Source organism: Bradyrhizobium pachyrhizi (assembly GCF_029714545.1).
Classification (GTDB): domain Bacteria; phylum Pseudomonadota; class Alphaproteobacteria; order Rhizobiales; family Xanthobacteraceae; genus Bradyrhizobium; species Bradyrhizobium pachyrhizi.
On sequence record NZ_CP121667.1, the window covers coordinates 92,952 to 118,089 of the forward strand.

Here is a 25,138-nt window from a genome sequence, read left to right on the forward strand (position 1 = left end):
TCCCTATATTGGCGCCGGATTCGAATCAGGCAGCCCATGCGCGTCTTCAGTGTTCCCGTTTCTGCGCCGTTCCTGCGGACCGTCATCTCGGCGCTGGTCGATGGCCGGCTGGTCGCGGGATTCGAGGCGCAGAACGATCCGGCAAGGCTCGCCAACGCCACGCTGTATCTGCCGACCCGCCGCGCCGGGCGGCTGGCGCGGGAAATCTTCCTCGATGTGCTCGAGTCGGACGCCGCCGTGCTGCCGCGCATCGTCGCGCTTGGCGACATCGATGAGGACGAGCTCGCCTTCGCCGACCAAAGCGAGGACGTCGGCGGCGCCGCGCCGCTGGAGATTCCGCCAAGGCTCGGCGAGCTCGAGCGCCGGCTGACCCTGGCGCATCTTGTCGCGGCCTGGGCGAAGACGCCGGTGTCGGCGCCGCTGGTGGTCGGCGGGCCGGCCTCAACGCTGCAACTCGCCGGCGATCTGGCGCGGCTGATGGACGACATGGTGACGCGCGGCGTCGACTGGCGCGCGCTCGACCGCCTGGTGCCGGACCAGCTCGACAAATATTGGCAGCACTCGCTCGACTTCCTGCGTATCGCGCGCGACGCCTGGCCCAGCTACCTCAAGGAGATCGGCCGGATCGAACCCGCGGCGCGGCGCGATCTCCTGATCGAGGCGGAAGCGGCGCGGCTGACCGCGCACCACGCGGGCCCGGTGATCGCCGCCGGTTCGACCGGTTCGATGCCGGCGACGGCGAAATTCCTGCACGTGGTGGCGAAGCTGCCGAACGGTGCGGTGGTGCTGCCCGGGCTCGACACCGATCTCGACGAGGGCAGCTGGGACACGATCGGCGGCGAGCGCGGCGACGACGGCAGGTTCGTAACGCCGCCCTCGTCGAACCATCCGCAATTCGCGATGCACGCCTTGCTCGACCGCTTCGGCATCAAGCGTCGCGATGTCGAGAGCCTTGCCGACCCGGCGCCGCTCGGCCGCGAGGTGCTGGTGTCGGAGACGATGCGTCCCTCGACCGCGACGGCGCAGTGGCACGACCGGCTGGAACGACCGGAGATCGTGGCGCGGATTTCCGCCGGGATGACCAACCTCACCGTGGTCGAGGCGCCCAATCCGGAAATGGAGGCGCTGGCGATCGCGGTGGCGATGCGCGAGGCGCGGCATCTCGGCAAATCGGCCGCGCTGGTGACGCCGGACCGCGCATTGGCGCGCCGCGTGATGGCGTCGCTGACGCGCTGGAAGCTCGAGTTCGACGATTCCGGCGGCGATGCGCTGATCGAAACGCCGGCCGGCGTGTTCGCCCGCCTGACCGCGGAGGCTGCGGCCAAGGGGCTGGAGCCGCCGACATTGCTCGCGCTGCTCAAGCATCCGCTGTTCCGGCTCGGCGGTTCGCATGGCGCCCTGCGGCGCGCGATCGAGGTGCTGGAGATCGCGCTGCTGCGCGGCACGCGGCCGCAAGCCGGGACCGCCGGCCTCGCCCGCGACTTCGCGCGCTTCCGCGCCGAACTGATCAAGCTGCACGGCGGCGAGACCTCGTCGCTGCACGCGATGGAGCCGCGCGCCCGGCTGCGCGACAACGAACTCAACCGGGCGCAGGACCTGATCGCCAAGTTGCAGGCGGCGCTGGCGCCGCTCGAAGGCATGGCGTCGTCAAAACCCTATGATTTCGCCGAGCTCGCCGCGCGCCACCGCGAGGCCCTGATTGCGCTGTCCGGCGATCAGAATGGCGTTGCTGTCGCGTTCGAGGAGCGCGCCGGTGCGTCGCTGGCGTCCGCGTTCGACGAGCTGCTCGCCAAGCAGCAGCCGAGCGGGCTGATGACGCCGCTCGCCGACTATCCCGAGGTGTTCCAGACCGCGTTCGCCGACCGCATGGTGCGGCGGCCGGAAGCGGCGCGCGCGCAGCTCAACATCTTCGGCCAGCTCGAAGCCCGTCTCACCGAATCCGATCGCGTCATCCTCGGTGGTCTGGTCGAGGGCGTCTGGCCGCCGGCGCCGCGGGTCGATCCGTGGCTGAGCCGGCCGATGCGGTACGAGCTCGGGCTCGACCTTCCCGAGCGCCGCATCGGCCTTTCCGCGCACGACTTTGCTCAGCTGCTCGGCCATGACGAGGTGATCCTCACCCACGCCGCAAAAGTCGGCGGCGCACCGGCGGTCGCCTCGCGCTTCCTGCATCGGCTCGAAGCCGTTGCGGGCGAGGCGCGCTGGAGGGCCGCGACATCGGCCGGCGAAACTTACGTGCAATATGCCGCCGAGCTCGACCGGCCCGACAAGGTCGAGCCGATCCCGCAGCCGGAGCCGCGGCCGCCGCGCGAGGCACGGCCGCTGAAAATGTCGGTCACCGCGATCGAGGACTGGCTGCGCGATCCCTACACGATCTATGCGCGCTATATCCTCAAGCTCGATCCGCTCGACCCCGTCGACATGCCGCTGTCGGCGGCCGATCGCGGCTCGGCGATTCACGAGGCGCTCGGCGAGTTCACGCAGGTCTATGCCGACGCGCTGCCCGCCGACACCCTGCGCACGCTGCGCGAGATCGGCTCCAAATATTTTGCGCCGCTGATGGAGCGGCCCGAGGCGCGGGCGCTGTGGTGGCCGCGCTTCCAGCGCATCGCAGGATGGTTTGCCGAATGGGAGCAGGCCCGGCGCGGCCAGATCGAGGCCATCAAGGCCGAGATCCGCGGCGAGATCGGTATCCCGCTCGACGATGCCAGGACCTTCATCCTCTCGGCGCGCGCCGACCGCATCGAGCGGCGCGATGACGGCAGCTTTGCGATCCTCGACTACAAGACCGGCCAGCCGCCGACCGGTAAGCAGGTGCGCATGGGCCTGTCGCCGCAGCTGACGCTGGAAGCGGCGATCCTGCGCGAGGGCGGCTTCGCCGACATCCCGGCCGACTCCTCGGTCGGCGACCTCGTCTATGTCAGGCTGAGCGGCAACAACCCGCCGGGCGAGCAGCGTTCGCTGGAGCTGAAGATCAAGACCAACGACACGCCGCAGCCGCCCGATGAGGCCGCCGACAGCGCACGGCGCAAGCTGGAGGCCCTGATCCGCGCCTTCGACGACGAGCAGCAGGCCTACACCTCGCTGAACCTCTCGATGTGGGCCAACCGCTACGGCGCTTATGACGACCTCGCGCGCATCAAGGAATGGTCCGCCGCCGGCGGCCTGGGGATCGAGGAATGGTGAAGGCGCCACGTCCGATCCCGCCCGCCGTGCGCGACGCGCAGGCGCGCGCGTCCGATCCGAAGGCGTCGACCTTCGTGTCGGCCAATGCCGGCTCGGGCAAGACCCATGTGCTGGTGCAGCGCGTGATCCGCCTGCTGCTGTCGGGCGTGCCGCCGGAAAAGATCCTCTGCATCACCTTCACCAAGGCCGCGGCGGCAAACATGGCCGAGCGCGTGTTCACGACGCTCGGCCATTGGGTGACGCTCGACGACGCCGGGCTCGATGCCGCGATCCGCGAGGCCGGCATTGCCCATCCTTCCGCCACGCTGCGGCGCGAGGCGCGCAAACTGTTTGCCTGCGCGCTGGAGACGCCCGGCGGCTTGAAGGTGCAGACCATCCACGCGCTGTGCACCCGCCTGCTGCAGCAGTTTCCATTCGAGGCCAACGTGCCGGCACGCTTCGCCGTGCTCGACGACCGCGACCAGAACGAGATGATGGAGCGCGCCAACCTCGCGGTGTTCCTCGAAGCGTCGCGGATTCCCGACAGTCCCATCGGCCGCGCGCTGCGGACGGCGATGGCAAATGCCGCCGACGTCACCTTCAAGGAGGTGGTCCGCGAGGCCTGCCTCAGCCGCGACCATTTCATGGCCTGGACCGATGCCGCCGGCGACGCCGCGGCCGCCGCCGCGCAGATGTCGGCGGCGCTCGGCGTCTCCGCCGACGATCGCATCGAGAATGTCGAGCGCGAGATCGTCGACGGGCCGAACCTGCCGCGCGCGAGCTGGAAGGAGATGGCGACGCTCCTCGACACCAGCAGCAAGGCGGATCAGAAGCAGGCCGAACGGCTGCGGAGCGCGCTGACCTTCACCGGTGCAGCCCAGGTCGACGAATATCTCGGCGTCTTCCTCACCGACGAGCGCGCGCCGCGCGCGTCCGTCGTCACCAACAGTTTCATCAAGAAGAATTCGATCGCGGGCCATCGGGTCGAGGCGGAGATCGATCGGCTCGGTCCCTTGATCGAACGCCGCCGCGCCGTGATCGCGCGCGACCGCACCGAGGCGCTGATCCACATCGCGACCGCGGCCGCCGCGCATTACCGGCGCGAGAAGCTGGAACGCGGCCTGCTCGACTATGACGATCTGATCGACAAGACGCTGGCGATGCTCGACCGCGTCTCGTCGGGCTGGGTGCATTACAAGCTCGACCGCGGCGTCGATCACGTGCTGATCGACGAGGCGCAGGACACCAGCCCCCGGCAATGGGACATCGTCGCGCACATCATCTCGGAATTCACCTCCGGCGCCGGCGCGCGCGACGGCCTGGTGCGCACGGTATTTGCGGTCGGCGACGAGAAGCAGTCGATCTTCTCGTTCCAGGGCGCGGCGCCTCGCGAGTTCGACCTGCGCCGGCGCGAGCTGAAGCGGCGGTTCGAGGAAGCCGGGCTGAAATTCGACCCGGTGTCGTTCACCTATTCGTTCCGCTCGGGGCCGGTGATCCTGCACTCGGTCGACCATGTGTTCCGCGAGCAGGAGATCTTCCGCAGCATTCATGCGGTCGAGAACGGCTACCCGATCCACAACGCGATGGCCGATGCGGGCCCCAGCCAGATCGAGTTGTGGGATCTCGCGGTTGCCGACGATCGCCAGGACATCGAGGGCTGGCGCGCGCCGTTCGACGGCGTCTCGGTGACCAGCCCCGAGGTGAAGCTGGCAAGGCGCATCCAGGCCGAGATCAAGCGCCTCGTCTCCAGCGGCACCATGACCGGCAGCGCCGGCGGGCGGCGGCCGCTCAGCTACGGCGACATGCTGATCCTGGTGCGGCGGCGCGGCAACGCGTTCGACGCGGTGATCCAGGCGCTGAAGCACGCCGGCATCCCGGTCGCCGGCGCCGACCGGCTGAAGCTGACCGAGCACATCGCGATCATCGATCTGATGAACCTCGCCGACGCGCTGCTGCTGCCGCAGGACGATCTGGCGCTGGCGGTGGCGCTGAAGAGCCCGCTGTTCGGCCTCGACGACGACGATTTGTTCAAGCTGGCGTATCAGCGTCGCGGCCCGCTGCGCGAGGCACTGGCCGCGCAGGCGCCGACCAATGAGCGCTTCGCGGCCGCGCTGCGGCGTCTCGAACAATGCGAGCGCCGCTTCACCCAGGAGACGCCGTTCGCGTTCTACGCCTGGCTGCTCGGCGGCGACGGCGGGCGGGCGCGCATCCTGCGCCGGCTCGGCCATGAGGCCAACGACGCGCTCGACGAATTCCTCGAGCTTGCGCTGAGCTATGAGCGCAAGGCGCCGGCCTCGCTGCAGGGCTTTGTCGCCTGGCTGCGCGCCGCCGACACCGAGGTGAAGCGCGACATGGAGATTTCGCGCGACGAGGTTCGCGTCATGACCGTGCACGGCGCCAAGGGCCTCGAGGCGTCGGTGGTGTTCCTGGTCGACACCACGACCTCGCCGTCGGACACGCAGCGGCTGCGGCTGATCCATCTGCCGCAGGGCAACGCCGCGCTGAACGCGCCCGGCGTCGTGGTGTGGGCCGGCAAGAAGGCCGAGGATCCGCCCGGCGTCGCCGAGGCACGCAAGGCGATGCTCGGCGACACCGAGGACGAGTATCGCCGCCTGCTCTATGTCGCCATGACCCGCGCCGCCGACCGGCTGATCGTCGGCGGCTGCATGCCGGGCAACATGAACACGGTGCGCAAATCGTCCTGGTACGATCTGATCACCAGGGGGCTCGCCAATTCCGGGCTCAAGCTCGAGGAGCTGGAGACGCCAGGCGGCAAGGTGATGCGCTATTCGCGGCCGGATGACGTCACCGATCTCACCGGCGCGACGGCCTCAGCGGCCGCGGTGCCGATCGCATTGCCTTCCTGGCTGCGTGCTGCGGCCGCACCGGAATCAGCAGCGAGCATGCTGCGTCCGTCCGATCCGGCCGATGACGACAGCCATCCGATCCGGACCGGCGAATCGGTGCAGTTGCGTGCTCGCGCCCTGCAACGCGGCACGCTGGTGCACCGGCTGCTGCAGTCGCTGCCCGACGTCGTCCTTGAGCGGCGGCGCAGCGCGGCGCTCGGCTACCTCGCGCGCAATGCCGATGGCTGGAACGAACAGGAGCAGGCCGCGCTCGCGGATCAGGTGCTCGGCCTGATCGCCGATCCGCGCTTTGCCGCTGTGTTCGCGCCCGGCAGCCGCGCGGAAGTCTCGATCGTCGGGCGGCTGGAGCGGCCGGGCCAGCCGAAGGCGCTGGTCTCGGGCCAGATCGACCGCCTGGTGGTGACGCCGACCGACGTCCTGATCGTCGATTTCAAGACCAACCATGCCCCGCCCAAGACCGCAGCCGAGGCGCCGCGGGGCTATGTCCGGCAGCTCGCGCTGTACGGTGCGGTGCTCGCCAGGCTTTATCCCCAGCGCCCCGTGCGGGCCGCCCTGCTCTGGACCGAAACCACTGAAATCATGGAGATTTCCGCCTCCGCACTGGACGCCGCCCTGGCATAAGTTCATGTCGGCGTGAGCAAGCTTGACCCGGCAAGGGGGCATTCATACGTTTGCCCCATGCTCCCGGGCGCGATTCTCAACCGCGCCCTTTTGTCCCAACCGAACGAGGTACTCACATGGCCGTTGGCAAGGTTTCTGACGCCGATTTCGAAGCCGAGGTGCTCAAGGCGACCGGGCCGGTGGTCGTCGACTTCTGGGCCGAGTGGTGCGGCCCCTGCCGCATGATTGCGCCCGCTCTCGATGAGATTTCCGGCGCGATGGGCGACAAGGTCAAGATCGTCAAGCTCAACGTCGACGAGAGCCCGAAGACCGCGTCGAAGTATGGCGTGATGTCGATCCCGACCCTGATGATCTTCAAGGGCGGCGAGATGGCGTCCCGCCAGGTCGGAGCCGCTCCGAAGGCCAAGCTGCAGCAGTGGATCACCGCCGCGGTCTGATCCCGCTCCTTCTGATTAATAAATTCGTGCACGGCCGGCGGATTCGCCGGCCGTTTGCGTTGGGACCGTGTGTGTTGCGTTTGAAGGTCCCCGCACTTGCCCTCCCCGCGTCAAAAGCCCGCTTCCAGGTCCACGCCGCTCGTCGCGATGGAAGCGCGCTCGGTCGATGCCATCCCGCGCGGCAAGGAGTGGCAGTACGAACCCAAATGGGACGGCTTCCGCTGCCTGCTGAAACGCGAGGGCCACAAAGTCGACCTGCGCTCGAAATCCGGCGAAGACCTCGCCCGCTATTTCCCGGAGCTGGTCGCCGCGGCGCTGAACGTGAAAGCCAGATCGTTCGTGCTCGACGGCGAGATCGTGGTGCCGCACGGCCGAACGTTCTCCTTTGACGATCTCCTGCAGCGCATCCATCCTGCCGCCAGCCGGGTGACGCGGCTCGCACAGGAAACGCCGGCCTTGTTTCTGGCGTTCGATCTCTTGGCCGCGCCAGCCAGGACGAAGCTTTCCGGTCAGCCCTTGAGCGAACGACGACCGCAGCTCGAGGCGTTCGCCAAGTCGCAACTGAAGTCCAATTCCAGCTTTCGGCTGTCCCCGGCGACGACAAGCTACGCGCTTGCGAGGAAATGGCTGGCGCGATCCGGCGGCGGCTTCGACGGCGTGATCGCCAAGCGCCTGGACCTGCCCTATCAAGCCGGCAATCGCGACGGCATGCAGAAGATCAAGAGGTTTGGGAGCGCCGACTGTGTGGTCGGCGGCTTTCGCTACGCCACCAACAGGACCGGCGGCCGCAACGTGGTCGGCTCGCTGCTGCTCGGCCTCTATGACGACGACGGCTTGTTGCATCATGTCGGCTTCACCTCGGCGATCAGGCAACAGGACAAGCCGGCGCTCACCGACCGCCTCGAGCCGTTGATCGCCAAGCCCGGCTTCACCGGGAATGCGCCGGGCGGTCCGAGCCGATGGTCGACCGAGCGCTCGGCACAATGGTGTCCGCTGAAGCCGAAGCTCGTGATCGAGGTCTGCTACGACCATTTCAGTGGCGATCGTTTCCGCCACGGCACCTCGATCCTGCGCTGGCGTCCAGACAAGGCGCCGAAGCAATGCTCGTTCGAGCAACTGAAGCAGAAGGCGGCCGATCCGATGAAGCTGTTGCGGGGGTGACGGCACTGCTGGTGCGCTGCAGCGAAATAGGAACCCGGACAGGCGGTCCATGTTGAGGGTTCAAATGGCCCTCAGGAGGGATCCATGTCGAACCCCAGATCAACCGCGCAGGTCGCGGGACATCCTATCCATCCGATGCTTATTCCGTTTCCGGTCGTATGCTTTGTTTTGACCTTCGTTGCCGATCTCGCATTCTGGAAGACGGGCACTGACTTCTGGGCCAGCGCCTCACTCTGGCTGCTTGGTATCGGCCTGATCATGGCCGCACTCGCCGCCGTCGCCGGCGCGATCGATCTCCTCGGAGACGATCAGGTCCGCAACCTTTCCGATGCGTGGCAGCATGCCGGCGGCAATGTCATCGCGGTGCTGATCGAGCTGTACAACTGGTATTCGCGCTTCGAGCACGGCACCTCCGCCATCGTGCCGACCGGTCTCGCGCTATCGTTCATCGTGGTCCTGATCCTGCTGTTCACCGGCTGGAAGGGCTGGGAGATGGTCTATCGCGAGCATGTCGGCGTCTCGGATGAGGCGCACATCCATTAGCAGAGCTTCGTCTCGATCATGCCGAGGAAGCCTGAATCTCGGTCGTCATGGCCGGGCTTGTCCCGGCCATCCATCTGCATTCGAAAATGCCCTTCCGAAGATTGATGGATACGCGGGTCAAGCCCGCTATGACGAATCGACCCTTGGGGCGCGGTTACCGTATCCATCCCGTCGCCAGCGCCGAGGCGAGTTCGGCCTGGCCGTGCTGGCGCGCCAGCGCCGCCATTGCCGCGTGGTCGTAGGGGATGTGGCGGAAGGTTACGTCCCAGCCACCATCGACCCGCTCGAGGATCGCATAGCGCGCATCGGGCGAACCGGCCTCCACGACATGCGGATGCGGCTTGCCGGCGCGATAGCCGGGCGAGCCGACGCTGCCGGGATTGACGATCAGCCGGCCGTCGCGAAGCCGCACGGCGCGCGCAGTGTGCGTGTGTGCACAGAGGATCAGCGATTGCGGCACGCCCGCCGCTCTCGCCTCGATCGCTTCCAGCGAGGACATGCAGACTTCGCCGCCCGGCAACACCGTCTCGAGCCAGTAGGTCTCGTCATCCTGGGGCGTTGCATGACAGAGGAAAACCTCGTCGCGATAGATCGAATTCGCCGGCAGCGTGCGCAGCCAGTCGAGATGCCGCGGCTCGAGCTGGGTATAGGTCAGCCGCTCCCAGGAACCCATTTTCTCATGCGGGCGGTCGATCAGGTAGCGATCATGATTGCCGAGCAGATGGACCGCATCGAGCGCCATCAGCGTATCGATGGTGGGCCGGGCGTCGAGCGGCCCGCTCACCATGTCGCCGAGGTCGACGATGTCGGCAATGCCCTGCGCGCGGATGTCCGACAGCACGGCTTCGAGCGCGAGATGGTTGCCGTGGACGTCGGCGATCGCAGCAAAACGCATGGTGTTTCATCCTTAGGCGCAACGTTTCCTGAGCGCAGGTTCACGCAAACCGAGCCCGGATGGAGCGAAGCGTAATCCGGGGCCCTGTGTCCGCGGTCGAGCTTCCCGGATTTCGCTTCGCTGCATCCGGGCTACAACACAGACGTTATGCAGGAGGCGTGCCGTTGGCCGCAAGCACGGGACCGGCAAGATACAGCGAGCCCGTGATCAGGATGCGCGGCGGCACCTCGTAGGCCAGCGCGGCGAGCCGCCGCAAGGCGGCGGCGACGCCATCAGCGATCTCGACCCGCATGCCGAGCGCCCGCGCGGCATCGGCTAGTCTGTCCGGCGCCATGCCGTTGTCGCGGCCGGGCACCGGGACCGCGATGATGTGGCGGGTCAGTCCGGCGAAATTGGCGAGGAATGCGTTGGCATCCTTGTTGGCCATCATGCCTGCGATCACGACCAGCGGCCGCGACACGCGCTCCTCGAGATCGCCGAGCGCCGCGGCCGCGACGCGGCCGCCCTCGGCATTGTGCCCGCCGTCGAGCCAAACCTCGGAGCCCTGCGGCCCCTGGCCGACCAGCGCGCCGGAAACCAGCCGCTGCATTCGCGCCGGCCATTCCGCATTGACGATGCCGGCTTCAAAGGCCGCGATGTTGAGCTTGAATGCGTCGATCGCGCGCAGCGTCGCAATCGCAAGGCCAGCATTGTCGAACTGGTGCCGGCCGAACAGTTTTGGCGCGGCGAGATCCAGCAGGCCGCGCTCGTCCTGATAGACCAGCCGGCCCCGCTCGACGCCGACATGCCATTGCTGGCCGGCAGCGTGCAGCGGCGCGCGCATGCGGTTCGCCTGCGCCTCGATCACGGCCATCGCATCCGGCGCCTGCTCGGCCGAGATCACCGGCACCTTGCGCTTGATGATTGCGGCCTTCTCGCCGGCGATTGCCGTCAGATTGTCGCCGAGGAATTCCATGTGATCCATGCTCACCGGCGCGATCACCGAGGCGAGCGGCGCTTCGACCACATTGGTCGAATCGAGCCGGCCGCCGAGCCCGACCTCGAGCAATGCGACGTCGGCAGGATGCTTGGCGAACAGGCAGAACGCCACCGCCGTTTCCATCTCGAAGATGGTGATGGGATTGCCGGCGTTGATGCGCTCGCAGTGCTCGAACGTCGCGCGCAGCTCGTCGTCACCGACGAGCTTGCCGCCGCCGACAGCGCCCAGCCGGTAGCATTCGTTGATCCGCACCAGATAGGGCGAGGTGAAGACGTGCACGCGCAGGCCCGATGCCTCGAGGATTGCGCGCAGATAGGCGATGGTCGAGCCCTTGCCGTTGGTGCCGGCGACATGGATCACCGGCGGCAGCTTGCGCTCGGGATGATCGAGCCGCTCCACCAGGCCGCGCATGCGATCGAGGCTGAGATCGATGCGCTTGGGATGCAGCGCCGATATCCGCGCGATCAACGCCTCGAACGAGGCTTGCGGTGAGGCGGCGCTTGCGGTCACGCGTGCGGCGCAGCCGGCACCGTCTCCGGCGCCGTGACGATCTGGGCCGGCTCGATGACCGGTGCCGTGGGCTTTGATGCGGATTCGAGCGCCGGCGCCTTGGTCAGCAGGCGGCACAGCCGCGCCAGCGTCGCCTTCATCTCGTGGCGGTGCACGACCATGTCGACCATGCCGTGCTCGCGCAGATATTCGGCGCGCTGAAAGCCGTCCGGCAGCTTTTCGCGGATGGTCTGCTCGATCACGCGCGCGCCGGCAAAGCCGATCAGCGCACCGGGCTCGGCGATCTGGATGTCGCCGAGCATCGCATAGGACGCGGTGACGCCGCCGGTGGTCGGATTGGTCAGCACCACGATGTAGGGCTGGCGCGCCTCGCGCAGCATCTGCACGCCGACGGTGGTGCGCGGCATCTGCATCAGCGACAAGATGCCTTCCTGCATCCGCGCGCCGCCGGATGCGGCGAACACGATGAAGGGCGACTTCTTCTCGACCGCGAGCTCGAGCCCGCGCACCATGGCTTCACCCGCGGCCATGCCGAGCGAGCCGCCCATGAAATCGAAATCCTGCACCGCGACCACGACGCCGGCGCCCTCGAGCTTGCCGTAGCCGACCTTGATCGCGTCGTTCAGCCCGGTCTTGGTGCGGGCGTCCTTGATGCGGTCGACATATTTGCGCTCGTCGCGGAATTTCAGCGGATCCGCCGTCACCTCGGGCAACGCGACGTCGAACCAGGTCTCGTTGTCGAAGATCGATTTCAGCCGAGCCACCGCGCCCATGCGCATGTGGTAGTTCGAGCCGGGGATCACGAACTGGTTGGCCTCGACGTCCTTGTAGAACACGAGCTGCCCGGAATCCGGGCACTTGATCCAGAGGTTTTCCGGCGTCTCACGCCGCAGGATGTTGCGGATCTTCGGCCGGACGACGTTGGTGAGCCAATTCATGGTTCGCTCCGAAATGCGGATCGGTTCCGCACCAGCTGGATATATGGCGGGCCGGGCGAGCCCGGCAAGCCGCCATCGGCGGCCTTGTTGCCGCAAAATGTGGCTTATTCAGCGGCCTGTTTGGCGCCCCGGACCCCCTGCGCCAGCGCCGACACCAGGTCCGCCACCGCGCTCACGGTCTTCGGCGTCGCGCGGCCCTCGGCATCGAGATTGGCACGCACCACATCGACGATCGCGGTGCCGACCACCGCGCCGTTGGCGTTCTCGGCGATCGCGCGCGCCGTCTCCGGGGTGCGGATGCCGAAGCCGACGCAGACCGGCAGCTTGGTGTGCCGCTTGATGCGGGCCACGGCTTCCGCGACCACCTTCGAATCGGCCGTCGCGGCGCCGGTGATGCCGGTGATCGAGACGTAATAGACAAAGCCCGAGGTGTTGGCGAGCACCGCCGGCAGCCGCTTGTCGTCGGTGGTCGGCGTCGCCAGCCGGATGAAGTTCAGCCCGGCCTTCATCGCGGGGATGCAGAGCTCGGTATCTTCCTCCGGCGGCAGATCGACGATGATCAGGCCGTCGACGCCGGCGGCCTTGGCATCGGCCAGGAAGCTGTCGACGCCGTAGATGTAGATCGGATTGTAGTAGCCCATCAGCACGATCGGCGTGGCGTTATCCTCCTTGCGGAAGTCGCGGACCATCGCCAGCGTCTTGCGCAGCGTCATGCCGCCCTTGAGCGCGCGCAGCCCGGCGGCCTGGATCGACGGGCCATCGGCCATCGGGTCGGTGAAGGGCATGCCGATCTCGATGACGTCGGCGCCGGCCTTCGGCAGCGCCTTGAGGATGTCGAGCGAGGTCTTGGCGTCGGGATCGCCGGCCATCACGAAGGTGACGAAGGCGGAGCGGCCCTGCTGCTTCAGCTCGGCGAAACGTGCGTCGATACGGGTGGTCACTTCTTCCTGCCCTTCAAGATGTCGCCGACCTGCGGCACGTCCTTGTCGCCGCGGCCCGAGAGGTTGACCACCATCAGGTGATCCCTGGGCCGCTGCGGTGCGAGCTCGGACAGTTTCGCGATGGCGTGCGCCGATTCCAGCGCGGGGATGATGCCCTCGAGCCGCGACAGCAGCTGGAATGCGGCCAGCGCCTCCTCGTCGGTCGCCGAGAGGTACTTCACGCGGCCGGTCTCGTGCAGCCAGGCGTGCTCCGGGCCGATGCCGGGATAATCGAGGCCCGCCGAGATCGAATGCGCTTCCTCGATCTGGCCGTCGGCGTCCATCAAGAGATAGGTGCGGTTGCCATGCAGCACGCCGGGACGCCCGCCGGCCAGCGAAGCGGCATGCAGCTGCGTCAGTCCGTGACCGGCAGCCTCGACGCCGAAGATCTCGATCAAGGGATCGTCGAGGAACGGATGGAACAGACCCATCGCATTGGAGCCGCCGCCGATGCAGGCGATCAGCGAATCCGGCAGGCGGCCCTCGGCCTCCTGCATCTGCTTGCGCGTCTCGTGGCCGATGATCGACTGGAAATCACGCACCATCATCGGATAGGGGTGCGGACCCGCCACCGTGCCGATGCAATAGAAGGTGTTGTGCACGTTGGTGACCCAGTCGCGCAGCGCGTCGTTCATCGCGTCCTTCAGCGTGCGCGCGCCCGACTGCACCGGAACGACCTTGGCGCCCAGCATCTCCATGCGGATCACGTTCGGCTGCTGCCGCTCGACGTCGACCGCGCCCATATAGACCACGCATTCGAGCCCGAACCGCGCGCACAGCGTTGCCGTCGCCACGCCATGCTGGCCGGCGCCGGTCTCGGCGATGATGCGTTTCTTGCCCATGCGGCGCGCGACCATGATCTGGCCGAGCACATTGTTGACCTTGTGCGAACCGGTGTGGTTGAGCTCCTCGCGCTTCAGATAGATCTTGGCGCCGCCGAGATGCTCGGTGAGCCGTTCGGCGAAATAGAGCGGCGAGGGCCGGCCGACATAGTCCTTCAGATAGACGTTCATTTCGGCCTGGAACGCCGGATCGGCCTTGGCGTCGGCATAGGCTTTTTCGAGATCGAGGATCAGCGGCATCAGCGTTTCCGCGACGAAGCGTCCGCCGAAAATACCGAAATGCCCGCGCTCGTCGGGACCACTGCGGAAGGAATTGGGCAGGTTTGGATTCATCGAACCATCAGTTCTTCTTGCCGGCTTGCGGCGCTGTTTCCGCTCCCCCGCCCCGCTCTTGCGGGGAGAGGGCTGGGGTGAGGGGTTTCTCCGCTCGCTCGATCATCGTTGCAAGCCCCCTCACCCGCCCGCGCGTTGCGCGGCCGACCTCTCCCCGTTCACGGGGAGAGGTGAAGAAGGCTGGGTTGCGCGCGCGGCGCGGATGAAGGCGCGGATCAATTCGGGATCCTTGACGCCGGGCGTGCGCTCGACGCCCGACGAGACATCGACGCCGCCGGCGCCCGTGACGCGGACAGCTTCAGTGACGTTGTCGGCGTTGAGCCCGCCGGAGACCATGTAGGGCAGCGCAAGATCGAGATTTTCCAGCACGTGCCAATCGAAGGGCGCGCCGAGGCCACCCGGCCGCGTGGCATCCTTCGGCGCGCGGGCATCGAACAGGATGCGATCGGCGACGCCGGCATAACCCGGCAGCGGCGCAAGGTCGGCCGATGTCTCGACCGGCAGCGCCTTCATCAGCGGCAGGCCGAACTTCGCCTTGATGTCGCGCAGCCGCGCCGTGGTCTCCTTGCCGTGCAATTGCAGGATATCCGGCCGCAGCGTCTCGACGATGTTTTCCAGGGTCGCATCGTCGGCATCGACGGTCAGGGCGACCTTGACGGCGCGGCCCTTGGCGCGGCTGCCGAGCTCGCGCGCGGTCTCGAGGCCGATGTGACGTGGCGACGGCGGAAAGAATACGAACCCCACCATGTCGGCGCCGCCCTCAAGCGCGACGTCGAGCGTCTCGCGCGTGGACAGGCCGCAGATTTTGACGAGCAGGGGCATGGTCTCGAAACGGGTCTCAAAACGGGTTTTCGGGCGGCCGGAACAGGGGGCGGTCCCCGGTCCGACGGGCCGGGTTCTACAACGTCGCGCCCAGCTTGTCTCGCCCGGCGGCCCCGTAAAAACCTGATAGGGCCGGGGCCGGACGGCGCTGCGCGTCGTCCCGGGAGGCGGCGGCCCTGAGCTCGGCGAGCTCGGCGCGGACGTGGCGGGCGTCAGCCTCGTGCTGCCGGGCCGCGCGGCGCCAGCGCCCTTGCTTGAACCAGGTTCCGATGCCGCCCGCGATCACGCCCAGGATCGCGGAGGCGATAATGACGACGAACAGCGGCAGTGTGACTGCAACCGTCGGGGTCACCGAATTGAAGGGATCGAACGACACCGTCACCCAGTGACGGTTGGCGACTGCAAAAATGATGAAGATCAGTCCGAGCGGAATGACGACCACTGCCGTGAAGAACTTTCGCATGACCATCTCTCGCAGCGATGGAGAAAGTGCGGGCATATCGCCCGCAGCACGGCAACGCCTGGCGTCGCGCCTTAGGCGTCGGCCTTAAGCATCAGCCTTGGGCGCATCGACCTTGGCGGCGCCCGCCTCGGTCACGTCGCGGTTGAGACGCTCGCGCATTTCCTTGCCGGTCTTGAAGAACGGCACGCTCTTCTGGTCGACCGGCACATGCTCGCCGGTGCGTGGATTGCGGCCGGCGCGCGCCGGGCGGTGCTTCACCGAGAATGCGCCAAAACCGCGCAGCTCGACACGGTCGCCACGTGCCAGCGCCGCGACGATTTCATCGAGAATCGCATTCACAATGTTCTCGACATCCCGCTGATAGAGGTGCGGGTTGTGCTCGGCGATGCGCTGAACAAGTTCGGATTTGATCATCGAAAGTGGGATCCGGGCTCTTGCGGAAACCCATTTCCGTGAAAATGCCGTGCACTGTCAAGACGCTAAATCGATTTAGGGCGCCGTGAAATCACGTGACAAATAGCCCAATTGGGGCATGCGGTGATTCCCGCAAAGCGCGAATAGCCTGGTGAGCACGCCTTTGGAAGCCGATCAGTTGGTTCCGGCCGGGCTCCACAGCGCCAGCATGCCGTCCAGCCCGAACCGGTCGACTGCCTCGGCCACGCCGCCCTGCTCGATCCGCCGCGCGATCGCGCCAAGACCGAACGCATCGAGCGTCACGGACGCCGCCGTACGCAGGAAGGTCAGGTCGCCGAACCGCGGATTAAGCTTGTAATTGCGCACCGGCAGGTCGCTTTTGACCTTCTTCTCGGCAACCAGCCAGGCGATCGCGGTCTTCTCGTCCCCCAGCTGATCGACCAGCTTGAGATCGACCGCCTGCCGGCCGGTGAAGACGCGACCGTCCGCGACCTTCTCCAGCAGGTCATCGTCCATGCCGCGCCGTTGCTTCACCAATCCACGGAACCATGCATAGGAGTCCTTGACGAGACCGTCGATCGCGGCGCGGGCCTCCGGGCTGGTGGGTTCGAAGCCGTTGGGCGCGGCCTTCAGCGGGGAAGATTTGATCTCCTCCATTTTCACGCCGACAGTCTTGAGCAATTCCGAAACGTTCGGATACTGGAAGAGAACGCCGATCGAGCCGACCAGCGAGGTCTGCTGGGCGACGATATGATCGGAGGCGATCGCCGTGATGTAGCCGCCCGAGGCGGCCAATCCCTCGACCACGACGACAAGCGGCTTCTTCGCCTTCAGCTGCATCAGCGAGTCGTAAAGCTGCTCGGAGCCCGCAGTGGTGCCGCCAGGCGAATTGATGTGCACGACAACAGCCGCATAGCTCGACTTGCCGAGCCGCTCCAGCGCCTCGACGCGATCCTGGTCGCTACGGATCAGTCCGTCGATATTGACCCGCGCGATCGTGTTCGATGTCGAGAAGCCGCCGCGCCCGCCGGCGGCGATCACGCCCACGCCGACAATGGCCGCGATCGCAATGACCGCGGCGGCGACGCGCCAGAACGTCAGTTTGCGCCTGATGCGGCGACGATCGACGATCACGTCTGAATCCAGCGACATCGGATCTCTCCAGAAATGGTCAGCGCGCAATCCGCGCGTTTTGCAGTCGCAGCGTCACTATCAGCTTAGCCAAATACATCAATTGCGACGCAATATGAAGAAAACAAGGCCCGGTATTCGGAGACACTCGTAGCCCGCGTGCACGTGCCCTTCATCCCGGTCGCGCCTTAACCTCCCCTTGAAAAGGGAGGTCGCTTTGCTCGCCAGAGCAAAGCGGGTGGGGATGGGATCAGCTCTCTCCATGAGCAGCATCGCCTGTGGCTGACCCCCATCCCGACCTTCCCCCTTTCAGGGGGAAGGGGAAGAGAAATCGGTAGCCCGGATGAAGCGAAGCGTAGTCCGGGAGGCTTCAGCAGCGCGGATTGAAAGTCCCGGATCGCTTCGCTCCATCCGGGCTACGCGGCAAGATACACAAAAGGGGCCCCGGCTTGCGCCGGGGCCCCGATTGTTCGCTCAAATCACGCGAACGCTTACTTGTCGGTGCCGCGGTTCTTCAGCGCGGTGCCGAGGATGTCGCCAAGCGTCGCACCCGAATCGGAGGAGCCGTACTGCGCGATGGCCTCCTTCTCTTCGGCGACTTCCAGCGCCTTGATCGAGACCTGCACCTTGCGGGCCTTCTTGTCGAACTGGATGACGCGGGCATCGACCTTCTCGCCGACGGCGAAGCGCTCGGCGCGCTGGTCGTTGCGATCGCGGGCCAGCTCGGACCGCTTGATGAAGGTGGTGAACTCGGTGCCCGAAATCCGGACCTCGATGCCGCTCTCCTTCACTTCGAGCACTTCGCAGGTCACGACCGCGCCCTTCTTGACGTCGCCCGGCTCGGCGAAGGGGTCGCCTTCGAGCTGCTTGACGCCGAGCGAGATCCGCTCCTTCTCGACATCGACATCGAGCACCACGGCCTTGACCATGTCGCCCTTCTTGAAGTTGTCGATGACCTGCTCGCCCGGAAGCTTCCAGTCGAGGTCGGAGAGGTGGACCATGCCGTCGACATCGCCCTCGAGACCCAGGAACAGACCGAACTCGGTCTTGTTCTTGACCTCGCCCTCGACCACCGAACCGACCGGGAACTTCTCGACGAAGACTTCCCAGGGATTGCGCATGGTCTGCTTGAGGCCGAGCGAGATACGGCGCTTGACCGAATCCACTTCCAGCACCTGCACTTCGACTTCCTGCGAGGTCGAAACGATCTTGCCGGGGTGCATGTTCTTCTTGGTCCACGACATCTCGGAGACGTGGATCAGACCTTCGATGCCCGGCTCGAGCTCGACGAACGCGCCGTAGTCGGTGATGTTGGTGACGCGGCCGGTGAAGCGGGCACCCAGCGGGTACTTGCCCTCGATGCCCTGCCACGGATCATCCAGCAGTTGCTTCATGCCGAGCGAGATGCGGTGCGTCTCGTGGTTGATCTTGATGATCTTGACCTTCACGGTCTGGCCGATGGTCAGCACCTCGGTCGGGTGATTGACGCGGCGCCAGGCGATATCGGTCACGTGCAGCAGGCCGTCGATACCGCCGAGATCAACGAACGCACCGTAATCGGTGATGTTCTTGACCACGCCGTCGATCACCTGACCCTCTTCGAGGTTCTGCACCAGCTCCTGGCGCTGCTCGGCGCGGGTCTCTTCGAGTACCGTGCGGCGCGACACCACGATGTTGCCGCGGCGGCGGTCCATCTTGAGGATCTGGAACGGCTGCGAATTGTTCATCAGCGGCGCAACGTCGCGGATCGGACGAATGTCGACCTGCGAGCGCGGCAGGAAGGCCACCGCACCGTCGAGGTCGACCGTGAAGCCGCCCTTGACCTGGTTGAAGATGACGCCGTTGACCTTTTCGTTGTTCTGGAAGGCCTTCTCGAGCTTGCCCCAGCTTTCCTCGCGGCGCGCCTTGTCGCGCGACAGCACAGCCTCGCCGAGCGCATTCTCGATACGGTCGAGGAACACCTCGACTTCGTCACCGACCTTGAGATCGCTTTCACGGCCGGGGCCGGCGAATTCGCGCAGCGCAACGCGACCTTCGGTCTTCAGGCCGACGTCGATGACGGCCATGTCCTTCTCAATTGCAACCACCTTGCCCTTGATGACCGAGCTTTCCTGCAAATTGCCGCCGGCAAAGGACTCATCAAGCATCGCCGCGAAGTCGTCGCGGGTGGGAGTATAGGAAGACGCAGAATTCGAAACCATTTGTTCTCCAGATGCGGGATCTTGCCGGCCGTTCGGGTTGATGGGCGCACCGTGCGTGAAGTGTCGGGGTTCCGCAAACCCTGACGACCGCTCATTGCAGGAGGTGCAACAGCGGGCCGGCAGCAAGACTGCACGTTCGGTACGTATGATTGATCCGGAACCTGAAACGAAAATATCGACTGCAAGACCTGGGAGCGGGCGTTCCTCCAGATGCGGCGTTGGTTTCGTTTGAGGTTGACTCAAACCCATCGCCGGCCCGCTCAGACACGGCCTCGACATCGTCGATGCTGCTCCGAACGGCGCTGATATAGCCCTGCATGCGACTTTCGGCAAGCAGGAAATGCCCCATTTTGCTGGGTTTTCGGGCCGAAAGCGCCGCGACGGCCCGCGATTCTAGCGCCTGGCGCGCGCGGCCTCGACGATGGCGATGGCGGCACGCACGCCGGCCTCGATGTCGAGGTTCGAATTGTCCAGCGTGTGGGCGTCCGGAGCCGGCCGCAGGGGCGCGATCGCCCGGTTCTTGTCCCGCTCGTCGCGCTTGAGGATGTCGGCGAGCACCGCCTCTTCGTCGGCGTCCTCGCCGCGGGCGCGCGCCTCCAGCGTGCGCCGCCGCGCCCGCACGCGGGGGTCGGCGACCACGAAGATCTTCACGTCGGCATCCGGGCAGATCACGGTGCCGATGTCGCGTCCGTCCAGCACTGCACCGGGCGGATCGGCGGCGAACTGGCGCTGAAAATTCACCAGGACCTCGCGAACCTGCGGAATCGCCGACACCACGGAGGCGGCATCGCCGACCTTCTGGGTCTTCAGGATCGGATTGCCGAACTTTTCGGGGTCGAGCTCGAGCGCCGCGGCCACGGCCAGCACCTCGTTGCTGAGCTCGGCGCCGGCCTGCATCATCGCATAGGCCACCGCGCGGTAGATCACGCCGGTGTCGAGATGACGATAGCCGTAGTGGTGGGCGAGTCGCTTGCCGAGCGTGCCCTTGCCCGAGGCGGCGGGTCCGTCGATGGCGATGATCATGCGAAATCAGCTCCGAGCGCGCGCATCATCGGGATGAAATCCGGAAAACTGGTGGCGATGAAGGCGGTATCGTCGATCTTCACCGGCCGATCGGAGGCGCAGCCCATCACCAGCGCCGACATCGCGATGCGGTGATCCATATGCGTGGCAACGAGGCCACCGCCTGGAACATGGCCGTGGCCCTCGACGATCAGATCGTCGCCGGACACCTCGACCTTGACGCCGTTGACCCGCAGCATGTCGGCGGTTGCTTCAAGGCGATCGGATTCCTTGACGCGCAGCTCCTGCAGGCCGCGCATGATCGTGGTGCCCTCGGCGAAGGCGGCCGCGACCGCCAGCACCAGATATTCGTCGATCATCGACGGCGCGCGCTCCGGCGGCACCTCGACGCCCTTCAGCTTCGAGGCACGCACCCGCAGTTGCGCCATCGGCTCGCCGGCATCACCGCGCACCTCGCTCTCCTCGATCGAGGCGCCCATCTCGCGCAGCGTGGTGAACAGGCCGGTGCGCAGCGGATTGGTCATCACGTCGGAGAACACGACATCGGAACCTGCGACGATCAGCGCGGCCACGATCGGGAATGACGCGGAGGACGGATCGGCGGGCACTACGACGTTGGCGCCGTGCAGCTCGGGCTCGCCGTGCAGCGAGATCCGGCGGCCGTGGCTGCCTTCCTTGTCGGAGGAGATCTCGGCGCCGAAATGCTTCAGCATCAGCTCGGTGTGGTCGCGGCTCGCCTCCTGCTCGATCACCGTGGTGATACCGGGGGCGGAGAGCCCCGCCAGCAGCACCGCGGACTTGATCTGGGCCGAGGCGACCGGCGTCTTGTAGACGATCGGCACCGGATAGCGGGCGCCGTGCAGGGTGAGCGGCAGCCGGCCGCCCTCCCTTATGTTGCTGGTTCGGGCGCCCATCAGCTCCAGCGGGTCGAGGATGCGGCGCATCGGCCGCGAGCGCAGCGAGGCATCGCCGTCGAAAATGGCGGCGATCGGGCAGCCGGCCACCGCGCCCATCACCAGCCGGCAGCCGGTGCCGGAGTTGCCGAAATCGAGCGGCGTGGCGGGCTGTGCGAAGCCGCCGACCCCGACGCCGGAGACCGTCCAGGCGAACGGCGCCGTCCGCTCTACTTTGGCGCCCAGCGCGCGCATGGATTTGGCGGTATTGAGGACGTCCTCGCCCTCCAGGAGGCCGGAAATGCGGGTCTCGCCGACCGAAAGCGCCCCCAGGATCAGGGCACGGTGGGAAATCGATTTGTCGCCGGGAACGCGGACCGTGCCGGCCAGGGGGCCGCACGCGCGCGATTCCAGCGGGGTCGGGGTGTCAGAATGGGCCAAGATTGTGTCCTCTCGCGCCGCGGCAGGTATCACATAGGCAACACCGCGTCACGCGCCCGTCAAATGCGCGCAAACCGCTATTGACAGCGGCCCCTCAACTAGCCAAGTGAAGCTCCGTTTTTCAGGAAAATTCTGGGATTACCACGTGGCCAAGTCCGAGCTCGGAACCAAGCGCATTTGCCCGACCACGGGCAAGAAGTTCTACGACCTCAACAAGAATCCGGTGATCTCGCCCTATACCGGCGAAGTCGTGCCGATCGCGCCGGTCGCCCCGCCGCGGGGCCGTGGCGCCACCGTCAGTTCGCCTGCGACCGCAGCCGACATGCCGGAGCCCGCCGAGGCCGAAGAGATGGTCTCGCTCGAGGAGGCCGATGCCGAGGAGAACACCGGGAAGGTCAAGGCCCAGGTTCCCGAATCCGAGGACGATATCGAGGTCGATGAGACAATCGACGACGATGACGACGACGATTCGACCTTCATCGCCGACGAGGAAGAGGGCGATGAGGACGTCACCGACATCATTGGTGACGTCGGCGGCGACGAAGAGACTTGAGATCGGCGCCGATCTATGATCAACGGTGCTGCCGCGCGAGTCGTTTAGGCTGCGCGGGCCGGGATCGATCCCCCAGGGTCATCCCAACTGGATAAGGGGCCATAGCTCAGCTGGGAGAGCGCTTGCATGGCATGCAAGAGGTCGGCGGTTCGATCCCGCCTGGCTCCACCAACCTTCGCTCGCCTCGCGAGCTACGGCTCGGCAAGCCCGGAAAATCCATCGTAGCGAAGTGAGCGCGAAGGCTGCCGCGGCGTAGCCCGTAGGGCGAAGACTCCCCCTACTCCCCCAGCACCGCATTCAGCCGGTCGCGCAGCGCGACGATCTCGTCCTTCATCGCCATTAGTTCGCCGACGGTGCAGTCCGAGGCTGCGAGAATCGACTGCGGCACGGCCTTGGCCTTTTCGCGCAGCGCGTGGCCCTGCGGCGTCAGCGCGATCAGCACCACCCGCTCGTCTTCGGTGCTGCGGGTCCGCCTGATCAACTCCGCCGCCTCCAGCCGCTTCAAGAGCGGCGTCAGCGTGCCGGAATCCAGGAACAGGCGCTCGCCGAGGTCCTTCACCGGCACGTCGTCGCGCTCCCACAGCGCCAGCATCACGAGATACTGCGGATAGGTCAGCCCGAGCCGGTCGAGAAGCGGCTTGTAGACGCGGTTGAAGGCGTGCGCCGTCGAATAGACCGCAAAGCAGATCTGGTTATCGAGCCGCAGCGCCTGATCCGCCGCCGTCGGTTTCCTGGCCATGATTCCCATCGAATCCATCTCGTTTCCGGGTCATTCTGGGCTCTCGGGACCGCGGATTCAATTGCGAACAATTAAATGTGAGGCCGCATATTTTATATTGTGCGCAATATATTTGCGTGCAATACACGCGTCGTTGAATTCAAGCCCAACCCACCAAGGGAGACCACGATGTCTGTGAACGTGCTCTACAAGACCAGCGCCAAGGCAACCGGCGGCCGCGACGGCCATGCGGCAACGCTCGACGGCGCGCTCGACGTCAAGCTCACGACCCCGAAGGAACTCGGTGGCGGCGGCGGCGCCGGCAACAATCCGGAGCAGTTGTTCGCGGCCGGCTATGCCGCCTGCTTCATCGGCGCGATGAAATTCGTGGCCTCGCAGGGCGGCCCCAAGGTTCCCGCCGACGCCTCGGTGACCTCGACGGTCGGCATCGGCCCGCGCTCGGAAGGCGGCTTCGGCCTCGCCGTCGAGCTCGCGGTGTCGCTGCCCGGCCTTGCGCGCAACGATGCCGAAGCGCTGGTCGAGAAGGCCCACCAGGTGTGCCCCTATTCCAACGCGACCCGCGGCAATGTCGACGTCAAGCTGAGCGTCGTCTAATTCCACATCACGCAATGGTCCGCCGCGACGCGTGGCGGACCATTGCCCTTTCAGCGGCTGGTTCGCGTGGCGAACGCATGCGCCGCCTGCTGCATGGGCCTGCGCCGACGGAAGCATTGCTGCCCCGGCTGAAGACCGTTAGCTCTGGGACCCTCGTTATCTGATCCCAACTGAGCGAAGGTTGTTTCCATGAATACCCCAGCGGCTACGGGCGCGATGACCGGCCTGCGCGTGATCGATCTGACGCGCGTGCTCGGCGGTCCGTATTGCACCCAGATTCTCGCCGACCACGGCGCCGACGTGATCAAGGTCGAGCCGCCCGCCGGCGACGAGGTGCGCGACTGGGGTCCTCCCTTCCATGACGAGGATGCGGCCTATTTCGTCGGCATCAACCGCAACAAGCGCTCGATCGGCCTCGACCTCGCTTCCGAGGGCGGGCGTGCGGTGCTGATGAAGATGCTCGAGACCGCCGACGTGCTGATCGAGAATTTCAAGCCGGGCACGCTCGACAAATGGGGCATCGGCAACGACGTGCTGCGCGCGAAATTTCCGCGCCTCGTGCATTGCCGGATCTCCGGCTTCGGCGCCGACGGCCCGCGCGGCGGCAATCCCGGCTATGACGCGATCATCCAGGCGATGACCGGCATGATCGCCGCGACCGGTTCGCCGGAAAGCGGTCCGATGCGGATCGGCGTGCCGCTGGTCGACATCACCACCGGGCTCTACGCCACGATCGGCATCCTGATGGCGCTGTCGGAGCGGCAGCGCTCGGGGCTCGGCCAGTTCATCGAGACGACGCTGTACGAGACCGGGCTCGCGATCATGCATCCGCACACCGCGAACTACTTCATGCACGGCAAGCCGCCGTCGCTCACCGGCAACGAACATCCCAACCTCGTTCCTTACGCGATCTTCCCGACCAAGACCGACAACATCTTCATCGGCGTCGGTAATGACGGAACCTTCCGCAAACTCGCCAAGGAGATCGGCAAGCCCGAGCTCGGCACCGATCCGCGCTTTGCCCGCAACAAGGACCGCATCGCCAACCGAGATGCGCTCCGCGTCGAGCTGGCCGCGGTATTCAGCCAGCACGAGGCTGAGCCGCTGTGCAACCGGCTGCTCGCCGCCGGCCTGCCGGCAGGCCCGGTGCAGAAGATCGACCAGGCGCTGACCAACCCGCACACCATCCACCGCGGCGACGTCATCGAGAAGGATTGGTACAAGGGCGTCGCCTCGCCGATCCGCCTCGAACGCACCAAGCCGAACCTGCGCCGCACACCGCCGAAGTTCAGCCAGCACGCCGCGGAAGTGCTCGGCGAGTTCGGCTACTCGAAGGACGACATCAACGGCCTGGTTGAAAAGGGCGTGGTCTGCGGTCCTCAGCGTAAGCGCTAAAGGCGTTTTCGAGCCTGTCCCGCACGTGATGCGGGATGGGCACCGGTTCGCGTCAGAACAAAGCCGGAGCGTCGGCCCGTATCGAACCGGCCGACGCATCAACACTGCGGTGCAACGTCGCGGCCGGCGTTGCACCGCACGGATGCGGCTGCGGTCTTCGCCTTTTTTACCGCTTCCCTTCGCTTCGGCTTCCCCCCTACC

21 protein-coding genes and 1 tRNA gene are annotated in these 25,138 nt (G+C 66.3%); 9 read left to right on the forward strand and 13 right to left on the reverse strand.

Features of this window, described 5'->3' with window-relative positions; all coding sequences use genetic code 11:
* The first annotated feature begins 36 nt into the window (after positions 1-36).
* The 5 genes from addB to QA639_RS00425 all read left to right on the forward strand — a co-directional run bounded on the left by addB (position 37) and on the right by QA639_RS00425 (position 8,791).
* On the forward strand, positions 37-3,183 hold the full coding sequence (addB, locus tag QA639_RS00405) for a double-strand break repair protein AddB (protein ID WP_283088952.1): 3,147 nt from the start codon (positions 37-39) through the stop codon (positions 3,181-3,183).
* Positions 3,177-6,650 carry a double-strand break repair helicase AddA gene (addA, locus tag QA639_RS00410; RefSeq protein WP_283088953.1) on the forward strand — a complete coding sequence of 1,158 codons (3,474 nt, stop codon included), beginning with the start codon at positions 3,177-3,179 and terminating at the stop codon, positions 6,648-6,650. The genes addB and addA overlap by 7 nt, the downstream gene beginning before the upstream one ends.
* Positions 6,651-6,766: 116 nt before the next feature.
* Positions 6,767-7,087, forward strand: coding sequence for a thioredoxin (gene trxA / locus QA639_RS00415; RefSeq protein ID WP_016847387.1), 321 nt, complete (start codon positions 6,767-6,769; stop codon positions 7,085-7,087).
* A 147-nt stretch (positions 7,088-7,234) separates the two neighbouring features.
* The gene (locus QA639_RS00420; RefSeq protein ID WP_283088954.1) at positions 7,235-8,248 is read left to right on the forward strand and encodes an ATP-dependent DNA ligase; all 1,014 of its coding nucleotides are present in this window, start codon (positions 7,235-7,237) and stop codon (positions 8,246-8,248) included.
* 84 nt (positions 8,249-8,332) lie between these two features.
* Positions 8,333-8,791 (forward strand): DUF2231 domain-containing protein, encoded by a 459-nt coding sequence (locus tag QA639_RS00425; RefSeq protein WP_283088955.1) that lies wholly within the window; start codon positions 8,333-8,335, stop codon positions 8,789-8,791.
* Positions 8,792-8,945: 154 nt separating this feature from the next.
* On the opposite strand, the gene QA639_RS00430 is transcribed toward QA639_RS00425, so the two are convergent.
* The 12 genes from QA639_RS00430 to aroA form a co-directional block, all read right to left on the reverse strand.
* Positions 8,946-9,686, reverse strand: a complete 741-nt coding sequence (locus tag QA639_RS00430; protein WP_283088956.1) for a metallophosphoesterase family protein — start codon at positions 9,684-9,686, stop codon at positions 8,946-8,948.
* Between the two features lie 145 nt (positions 9,687-9,831).
* Entirely contained in the window at positions 9,832-11,076 is a 1,245-nt protein-coding gene (locus tag QA639_RS00435; protein WP_283090705.1) for a bifunctional folylpolyglutamate synthase/dihydrofolate synthase, read from the reverse strand.
* 95 nt (positions 11,077-11,171) lie between these two features.
* Positions 11,172-12,113 (reverse strand): acetyl-CoA carboxylase, carboxyltransferase subunit beta, encoded by a 942-nt coding sequence (accD, locus tag QA639_RS00440; RefSeq protein WP_028337545.1) that lies wholly within the window; start codon positions 12,111-12,113, stop codon positions 11,172-11,174.
* A 104-nt stretch (positions 12,114-12,217) separates the two neighbouring features.
* Positions 12,218-13,054 (reverse strand): tryptophan synthase subunit alpha, encoded by an 837-nt coding sequence (trpA, locus tag QA639_RS00445; protein ID WP_028337544.1) that lies wholly within the window; start codon positions 13,052-13,054, stop codon positions 12,218-12,220.
* Entirely contained in the window at positions 13,051-14,268 is a 1,218-nt protein-coding gene (gene trpB, locus QA639_RS00450; protein ID WP_028337543.1) for a tryptophan synthase subunit beta, read from the reverse strand. The genes trpA and trpB overlap by 4 nt, the downstream gene beginning before the upstream one ends.
* A gap of 120 nt (positions 14,269-14,388) precedes the next feature.
* Positions 14,389-15,090, reverse strand: coding sequence for a phosphoribosylanthranilate isomerase (locus QA639_RS00455; RefSeq protein WP_028337542.1), 702 nt, complete (start codon positions 15,088-15,090; stop codon positions 14,389-14,391).
* Positions 15,091-15,166: 76 nt separating this feature from the next.
* Positions 15,167-15,553 (reverse strand): lipopolysaccharide assembly protein LapA domain-containing protein, encoded by a 387-nt coding sequence (locus QA639_RS00460; protein WP_028337541.1) that lies wholly within the window; start codon positions 15,551-15,553, stop codon positions 15,167-15,169.
* An 84-nt stretch (positions 15,554-15,637) separates the two neighbouring features.
* Positions 15,638-15,967 (reverse strand): integration host factor subunit beta, encoded by a 330-nt coding sequence (locus QA639_RS00465; RefSeq protein WP_016847379.1) that lies wholly within the window; start codon positions 15,965-15,967, stop codon positions 15,638-15,640.
* Between the two features lie 174 nt (positions 15,968-16,141).
* On the reverse strand, positions 16,142-17,119 hold the full coding sequence (sppA, locus tag QA639_RS00470) for a signal peptide peptidase SppA (protein ID WP_028337540.1): 978 nt from the start codon (positions 17,117-17,119) through the stop codon (positions 16,142-16,144).
* Positions 17,120-17,589: 470 nt separating this feature from the next.
* Positions 17,590-19,299 (reverse strand): 30S ribosomal protein S1, encoded by a 1,710-nt coding sequence (rpsA, locus tag QA639_RS00475; RefSeq protein ID WP_028337539.1) that lies wholly within the window; start codon positions 19,297-19,299, stop codon positions 17,590-17,592.
* Positions 19,300-19,692: 393 nt separating this feature from the next.
* On the reverse strand, positions 19,693-20,322 hold the full coding sequence (cmk, locus tag QA639_RS00480; protein WP_018269281.1) for a (d)CMP kinase: 630 nt from the start codon (positions 20,320-20,322) through the stop codon (positions 19,693-19,695).
* Positions 20,319-21,656, reverse strand: a complete 1,338-nt coding sequence (aroA, locus tag QA639_RS00485) for a 3-phosphoshikimate 1-carboxyvinyltransferase (protein WP_050383457.1) — start codon at positions 21,654-21,656, stop codon at positions 20,319-20,321. Before aroA ends, cmk begins: the two co-directional genes overlap by 4 nt.
* A gap of 145 nt (positions 21,657-21,801) precedes the next feature.
* Between aroA and QA639_RS00490 the strand changes: the two genes are divergently transcribed.
* The gene (locus QA639_RS00490) at positions 21,802-22,209 is read left to right on the forward strand and encodes a TIGR02300 family protein (protein ID WP_028337537.1); all 408 of its coding nucleotides are present in this window, start codon (positions 21,802-21,804) and stop codon (positions 22,207-22,209) included.
* 95 nt (positions 22,210-22,304) lie between these two features.
* Positions 22,305-22,380, forward strand: a tRNA-Ala gene (locus tag QA639_RS00495).
* A 106-nt stretch (positions 22,381-22,486) separates the two neighbouring features.
* On the opposite strand, the gene QA639_RS00500 is transcribed toward QA639_RS00495, so the two are convergent.
* Complete coding sequence (locus QA639_RS00500; protein ID WP_157342667.1) at positions 22,487-22,948, reverse strand: MarR family winged helix-turn-helix transcriptional regulator; 462 nt, start codon at positions 22,946-22,948, stop codon at positions 22,487-22,489.
* Positions 22,949-23,116: 168 nt separating this feature from the next.
* On the opposite strand from QA639_RS00500, the gene QA639_RS00505 reads away from it, so the two are divergent.
* Both QA639_RS00505 and QA639_RS00510 read left to right on the forward strand, forming a co-directional pair.
* Entirely contained in the window at positions 23,117-23,542 is a 426-nt protein-coding gene (locus QA639_RS00505; protein ID WP_026192038.1) for an organic hydroperoxide resistance protein, read from the forward strand.
* A 189-nt stretch (positions 23,543-23,731) separates the two neighbouring features.
* Positions 23,732-24,937 (forward strand): CaiB/BaiF CoA transferase family protein, encoded by a 1,206-nt coding sequence (locus tag QA639_RS00510; protein WP_028337534.1) that lies wholly within the window; start codon positions 23,732-23,734, stop codon positions 24,935-24,937.
* Positions 24,938-25,138 lie beyond the last annotated feature (201 nt).